This is a genomic window from Bacteroides cellulosilyticus DSM 14838 (genome assembly GCF_000158035.1).
Taxonomy (GTDB): Bacteria; Bacteroidota; Bacteroidia; order Bacteroidales; family Bacteroidaceae; genus Bacteroides; species Bacteroides cellulosilyticus.
The window spans coordinates 12207-18952 of sequence record NZ_EQ973488.1; the positions used below are offsets into that span (position 1 = coordinate 12207).

General features: G+C 47.2%; 6 protein-coding genes. 5 read left to right on the plus strand and 1 reads right to left on the minus strand.

From position 1 onward, the window contains the following. The 3 genes from BACCELL_RS01280 to ald all read left to right on the plus strand — a co-directional run. A partial coding sequence (locus BACCELL_RS01280) for a fimbrillin family protein (RefSeq protein WP_044153163.1) occupies positions 1-1021 on the plus strand: 1021 nt, incomplete at its 5' end. A 30-nt stretch (positions 1022-1051) separates the two neighbouring features. Then, complete coding sequence (locus tag BACCELL_RS26720) at positions 1052-1222, plus strand: Z-ring associated ZapG family protein (RefSeq protein ID WP_007209674.1); 171 nt, start codon at positions 1052-1054, stop codon at positions 1220-1222. Between the two features lie 183 nt (positions 1223-1405). After that, a complete protein-coding gene (gene ald, locus BACCELL_RS01285) occupies positions 1406-2512 on the plus strand; it encodes an alanine dehydrogenase (protein WP_007209675.1) in 1107 nt (368 codons plus the stop codon). Between the two features lie 70 nt (positions 2513-2582). On the opposite strand, the gene BACCELL_RS01290 is transcribed toward ald, so the two are convergent. Beyond that, positions 2583-3824, minus strand: a complete 1242-nt coding sequence (locus tag BACCELL_RS01290; RefSeq protein ID WP_007209676.1) for an MFS transporter — start codon at positions 3822-3824, stop codon at positions 2583-2585. A gap of 324 nt (positions 3825-4148) precedes the next feature. Here BACCELL_RS01290 and gad point away from each other — a divergent pair, with 324 nt between their 5' ends. Then, positions 4149-5591 (plus strand): glutamate decarboxylase, encoded by a 1443-nt coding sequence (gene gad / locus BACCELL_RS01295; protein WP_007209677.1) that lies wholly within the window; start codon positions 4149-4151, stop codon positions 5589-5591. Positions 5592-5657: 66 nt separating this feature from the next. Beyond that, on the plus strand, positions 5658-6623 hold the full coding sequence (glsA, locus tag BACCELL_RS01300; protein ID WP_007209678.1) for a glutaminase A: 966 nt from the start codon (positions 5658-5660) through the stop codon (positions 6621-6623). The last annotated feature ends 123 nt before the right edge of the window (positions 6624-6746 follow it).

Consider the following 6746-nt stretch of genomic DNA (forward strand, 5'->3'; position numbering starts at 1 on the left):
CCTGGACGAAGCAACCGACCCGGCAACCACAACCCCGAAGACAACCCCGGAAGCCTCCACCCCGCAGGACATCACCGTCCCCCTGAACGCCGCCGGTACCCAAGGCACCGCCATCGTCCTGCCCCGAGAGACAGCTCCGGGCGTCAGCTACATCATCACCCTGAAGGACGGAAGCCGCTTCACCGCCCAGCTCAGCGACACCCAGGAACTGAAAGCAGGAACCAGCAACCTGTTCCGCATCTCCCTCAACCCCCAGAATGTAACCATCACAGCCACCATCACCGACTGGACGGAAATGCCCGAAACCGACCTCAACACCTCATCCGTAGAAATAACAACCGCCGCCGATGCCACCACCGATTTCCCGGCAGGCAGCCACATCACCCTCTGGCCCGGAGAATCCACCGGTGACGGCATACCCTTCACCCTGAACGCCAACGGGCAATGGGATACGGAAACCCCTCTCTATTGGGAACAATACCCGGCCGCCACCACCACCTTCCACGCCCTGTATACGCCCGAAACCACCCCGGCAGGCAACCGCGCCCCCGATGTGATGGCCGCCACCGCACCCACCGAGCGTTTTGCCCCGGTAAGCCTCGCCTTCTCGCACCTCATGGCCCAACTGAACATAGTGCTGAAAGCCGGAAAAGGGATGACACAAACCGAAGTTGAAACCGCCTCCGTCGTACTGCCACAAGCCATCGCCACCTACACCCTGGAAGGTATCACCCTCACCCCGGGCACCGACCGCAAAGACATCACCCTCACCGGAAGCGCCGCCGACAGGCATACCTTGCTCGTACCGCAGACCATCGACGCAGGCACCCCACTGCTCGCCCTCACCATCGGCCGAAAGTCCTACTCCCTGAACGCCACCGACCGGAACGGCCTGTTCGAAAGCGGCAAGAGCTACACCATCAACGTAACCGTCAATCAAACAGAAATCAACGCCACCGTCAGTATCAATCCCTGGCAGGAAGGTACGAACAGCGAAGGAGACGCAGGAATGGAAATTTGATTAGGAATTAAAAACACCGTACAGAAGTTTATGAGCCATACTATTTTTATTTATGCAAGCATTGTCTTAGTAGTGCTTATCATTTTAGGCGTCGTATTTACGATTATTACTATGCGCCGTTTGCACAGTACACAAAAACAGTTGCAAAAACAGGATAAAGCAAGTACCAAGGAGAAAAAATACGACTGGTATGGGCACTAATCATTTCATATTCATACAAGAATTACCTCCTGAGCAAAATATTGAAACTCAGGGGGCATTCGATTATTCCAGATTAAAACCTGTATAAAAATACTGTTGTAAAACACCTATTCCCGAAGTACACCGAAACACGGAAATCGCTACATTGCGACATGTTTAACCCCCAATTAAAATTGCAAGGTTATGATTATCGGAGTACCTAAGGAAATCAAAAACAACGAGAACCGTGTAGGAATGACCCCTGCCGGAGTAGCCGAGTTGGTGAAAAGAGGTCATACAGTGTATGTACAGGCATCTGCCGGTGCAAACAGCGGTTTTCCTGATGAAGAGTACATTGCAGTGGGTGCGAAAATGCTGCCAACCATCGAAGCTACGTATGCCGCAGCTGAAATGATTGTGAAGGTGAAAGAACCTATCGCCCCCGAGTACAAACTGATTAAAAAGGGTCAAGTGGTATTTACCTATTTCCACTTCGCCGCCGATAAAATACTTACCGAAGCCATGATAGAAAGCGGTGGTATCTGCATCGCTTACGAAACCGTAGAGAAAGAAGACCACTCCCTCCCATTGCTCACCCCCATGAGTGAAGTGGCCGGACGCATGGCTACACAGGAAGGTGCCCGTTTCCTGGAAAAGCCGCAAGGCGGAAAAGGGAAATTACTGGGTGGCGTACCCGGTGTCCGTCCTGCACGTGTATTAATTCTGGGTGGTGGTGTAGTAGGAACCAATGCTGCACAGATGGCCGCCGGAATGGGTGCGGAAGTATTAATCACCGATATTAATCTGACGCGCCTGCGCTACCTCAGTGAAGTGTTACCAAAAAATGTAAAAACTCTATATTCTTCTATGCATAACATCAGGATGGAATTGCCCAACATAGACCTCGTGATTGGTTCCGTACTGATTCCGGGAGATAAAGCGCCACATCTGATTACCAAAGATATGCTGAAGATGATGAAACCGGGAACCGTTCTCGTAGATGTTGCCATAGATCAGGGCGGATGCTTTGAAACCTCTCATCCTACCACCCACAGCGAACCGACGTATGTAGTGGATGACATCGTGCACTATGCGGTAGCCAATATTCCGGGAGCAGTACCATTCACTTCAACTATGGCACTGACGAACTCCACACTACCTTATACCGTGGCATTGGCAGACAAAGGCTGGCAAAAAGCATGTAAAGACGATCCCGCTCTGGCACAGGGACTGAACGTAGTGGAAGGTAAAGTTACTTATAAAGCTGTAGCGGATGTATTCGGACTGGAATATGAACCGATAGAACTATAACAAGTAGCTATAAATACAAAGAAAAGGAGTCCGTTTTTATGGAACTCCTTTTCTTTGTATAAATGATCAATCACAGTTTATCCCTGAACAGAAAATCCGTCTTCCTCCTATACGCCCATATCAATGCAAGTATCGTAATGCAAAGGTTAAAGATAAATGGGAACTCCTGCGAACGTACATGAAACAATGATTGGAAGAAATCTACGATAAACGGACAAAGCAGCACAGCCAAGTAGTTCATTGCCATCACAAAAGCCAGTGCCAGCGTGGTTTTCTGGGGAACAGCCGTATCCACCGTTTTATCATAGATCAACGGTTGGATAACACCATAGCCCAATCCTACCAGTATGCAGCCCGGTATGATCAACCATTCTTTGGGAGAAATCCATATCAGTGCCAACCCCAGTGCAATACACAGCAGGCTGTAAAACTTCGTCTTTTCCTTCAGATACTTTACAACATGCCCCAGAAAGAAACCGGGTGCCATGATAGCAAGGAAGAAGAGGGAAATCATCATTCCCGAGTTCCCACTGGAAAAGTGATGTTCCTCCATCAGGAACGGAAGGTTGAACGTCACGATCAATACAATATAAGTGGTAAGCCCATAAAAAAGCATCAGTTGCAGCAGATGACGGACATGAATACCATACTTGCCGGGGATAGCGGGAGCAGCCGTTTCTGCCGATGAAGAAGTATCGGCAGGAGATTTATCCGATGAAGTGACTTGTGCTTCACCATCCGCATTTTCGTCTTTCAGATGGATGGTGAGTATGATGGCTACCAAAGGTAGTAAATAGACCAGGAAAGGCAGATGCCAGTTCACTTCTGCCAGATAGCCGGTAACAGCGGTTGCCACCACCAGCGTAACATTTGTAATGGCGGAACTGTATCCAAATTGCTTCACCCGGTAGGTTCCCGTGAAATAACGGGAAATCAATCCGGTAGAAAGCGGAATAATCAGTCCCGCACCAATTCCCAGCAGGGCGCTGACAGCTATTAATTGCCACATTTTTGTGGAAAACAGGTACAGCACCCCGCTCGCGGCGAACATCCAGAGCCCCGCGCGTAACAGACGAACAAAGTCGCGTTTCTCAGCCAACTTGCCCGCTAACAAAATAAAAGGTATAATCAATAACGACGGTAAAGAACTAAGCATCTGAATATCCAGTTCCGAAGCATCCGGAAAAGTAGTGGAAAGCTGCCCCAAAATAGGAGAAACAGCCAATCCCGGCAAAGAGGTCAATGCAGAAATAGACCAGATGCCGATCAATGTAATAAGAGGAATGGTTCCCCGGCCGGTATTGATTTTCATATACACATATATATTTATAGGGTTTGAAATAGTGCAAGAGAAACAATTATGGTTATAGAAAGTTCAAAAAAGGAGGAAAGGATAAATAATCATTTAACGGAGAGAGAATGTCAGTCGGGAGTATCTTAAACTCTCCTCCTCGGAGGAGGGGAATTGAGATAGTCAGAATATCAATAACTACACTCCTAAATTATCATTTACCTTCCCTTTAATAAACGCCAAAAGATGTAAAACGTCGGAACTTTCCTCTGCAAATGCCGTTGTTCTGGGAAATTCGACGGGGAAAATCCTCGCCGCCTAAACCTAAACTAAAATATTAGTAAAATGGAAGATGTAAATTTCAGAAAAGGTGATGCCAAAACAGAAGTGTTTGGATCAAACAGAATGTTGCAACCCTCTCCGGTAGAGAAGATCCCTGATGGACCTACTACTCCCGAGATTGCTTATCAGATGGTAAAAGACGAAACTTTCGCTCAAACTCAACCCCGTCTGAACCTGGCCACTTTCGTCACCACTTATATGGACGATTACGCCACCAAGCTGATGAACGAGGCGATCAACATTAACTACATTGACGAAACGGAATATCCCCGTATCGCCGTGATGAACGGAAAATGTATCAACATCGTAGCAAACCTGTGGAACTCTCCGGAAAAGGATACTTGGAAAACAGGTGCGCTGGCCATTGGTTCAAGTGAAGCATGTATGTTGGGCGGTGTGGCAGCTTGGCTGCGTTGGCGTAAAAAACGCCAGGCTCAAGGCAAACCTTTCGATAAACCTAATTTCGTTATCTCAACAGGTTTCCAGGTAGTATGGGAAAAGTTCGCACAGTTGTGGCAGATTGAAATGCGTGAAGTACCTTTGACCCTTGACAAGACTACTCTTGATCCGGAAGAAGCCTTAAAGATGTGTGATGAAAACACCATTTGTATCGTACCTATTCAGGGTGTAACATGGACCGGACTGAACGATGACGTAGAAGCACTGGACAAAGCTCTTGATGCTTACAACGCCAAGACCGGTTACGATATTCCTATCCATGTAGATGCTGCCAGTGGTGGATTCATCCTGCCGTTCCTCTATCCTGAAACGAAATGGGACTTCCGTTTGAAGTGGGTTCTTTCTATCAGTGTCAGCGGACATAAATTCGGTCTCGTTTATCCGGGTCTGGGTTGGGTTTGCTGGAAAGGTAAAGAATATCTGCCCGAAGAAATGTCATTCAGCGTAAACTATCTGGGTGCAAACATTACTCAGGTGGGATTGAACTTCTCCCGTCCTGCTGCTCAAATCCTGGGTCAGTACTACCAATTCATTCGCTTAGGATTCCAGGGATACAAAGAGGTACAGTATAACTCACTGACCATCGCGAAGTATATCCATGATGAAATCGCTAAGATGGAACCGTTCGTCAACTATTCAGAAGAAGTGGTGAACCCGTTGTTCATCTGGTACATGAAACCGGAATACGCCAAGAATGCTAAATGGACGTTGTACGATCTTCAGGATAAACTGTCGCAACATGGTTGGATGGTACCGGCTTATACCCTACCTTCTAAACTGGACGACTACGTCGTAATGCGTGTGGTAGTACGCCAGGGCTTCAGCCGCGACATGGCAGACATGTTGCTGGGCGACATCAAGAATGCCATCACTGAACTGGAAAAATTGGATTATCCTACTCCTACCCGCATGGCTCAGGAAAAGAACTTGCCAGTAGAAGCTAAAGTGTTCAATCACGGTTGTAAAGCTCACAAAGCAGCGAAATAATTAAGGGAACCAATCAACAAGGGGACAAGCCAACTCGTCCCCTTGCCAATTCTAAAAAGAAAACGTATGGATAAAAAGATTTCAATCTCTCAACTAAAAGAGGTTGCCCAGGAAGCCTATGAACAGGTGAAGGGTAACACCGGGGGAAAAAATGCCGATTACATCCCCTACCTTGCCAACATCGACAAGAATCTGTTCGGCATCAGCATCTGTCTGATGAACGGACAAACCATTAATATAGGTGACACTGACTACCGTTTCGGTATAGAATCTGTTTCCAAAGTACATACAGCCATCCTCATCCTCCGTCAATACGGAGCACAGAAGGTGCTGGATATGATTGGTGCAGATGCTACAGGACTACCTTTCAACTCAATCATCGCCATTTTGCTGGAGAATGATCACCCTTCTACCCCATTGGTAAATGCAGGTGCCATCTCAGCATGTTCCATGGTTGAGCCTGTGGGCAATTCAGATAAGAAATGGGAAGCTATCGTTCAGAATATTACTGATTTGTGCGGTTCAGCTCCACAATTGATTGATGAGCTGTATAAGTCGGAAACGGCTACGAACTTCAACAACCGCTCTATTGCATGGTTACTGAAGAACTACAACCGTATCTACGATAATCCGGATATGGCACTCGACCTGTACACTCGTCAATGCTCATTAGGTATCACTGCCGGACAACTGGCGATTGCTGCCGGAACCATCGCTAACAGTGGTGTAAACCCTGTCACCAAGAAAGAAGTGTTTGAAGCTTCATTAGCTCCGAAGATTACTTCCATGATTTCTACCGTAGGTTTCTACGAACATTCAGGTGACTGGATGTACACTGCCGGTATACCTGCCAAGAGTGGTGTAGGTGGTGGAGTTATGTCTGTACTGCCCGGTGTATTCGGCGCAGCTGCATTTGCACCTCCTTTGGACGAAGCAGGAAATTCTGTTAAATCACAACTCGCCATCAAGTATATCATGAACAAATTAGGTTTGGGCGTGTTCAATGGTGACCGTGTGACTATTATAGAATAAGACAATCTCTCTTTTTCATAAATAAAAGGCGTCGTCAGTCCGGAGAGGATAGGCGGCGCCTGTACTTATATATACTCAATATACGGCTTGTAAACTATAGAAGCTATCAGCTAAATTAATTCA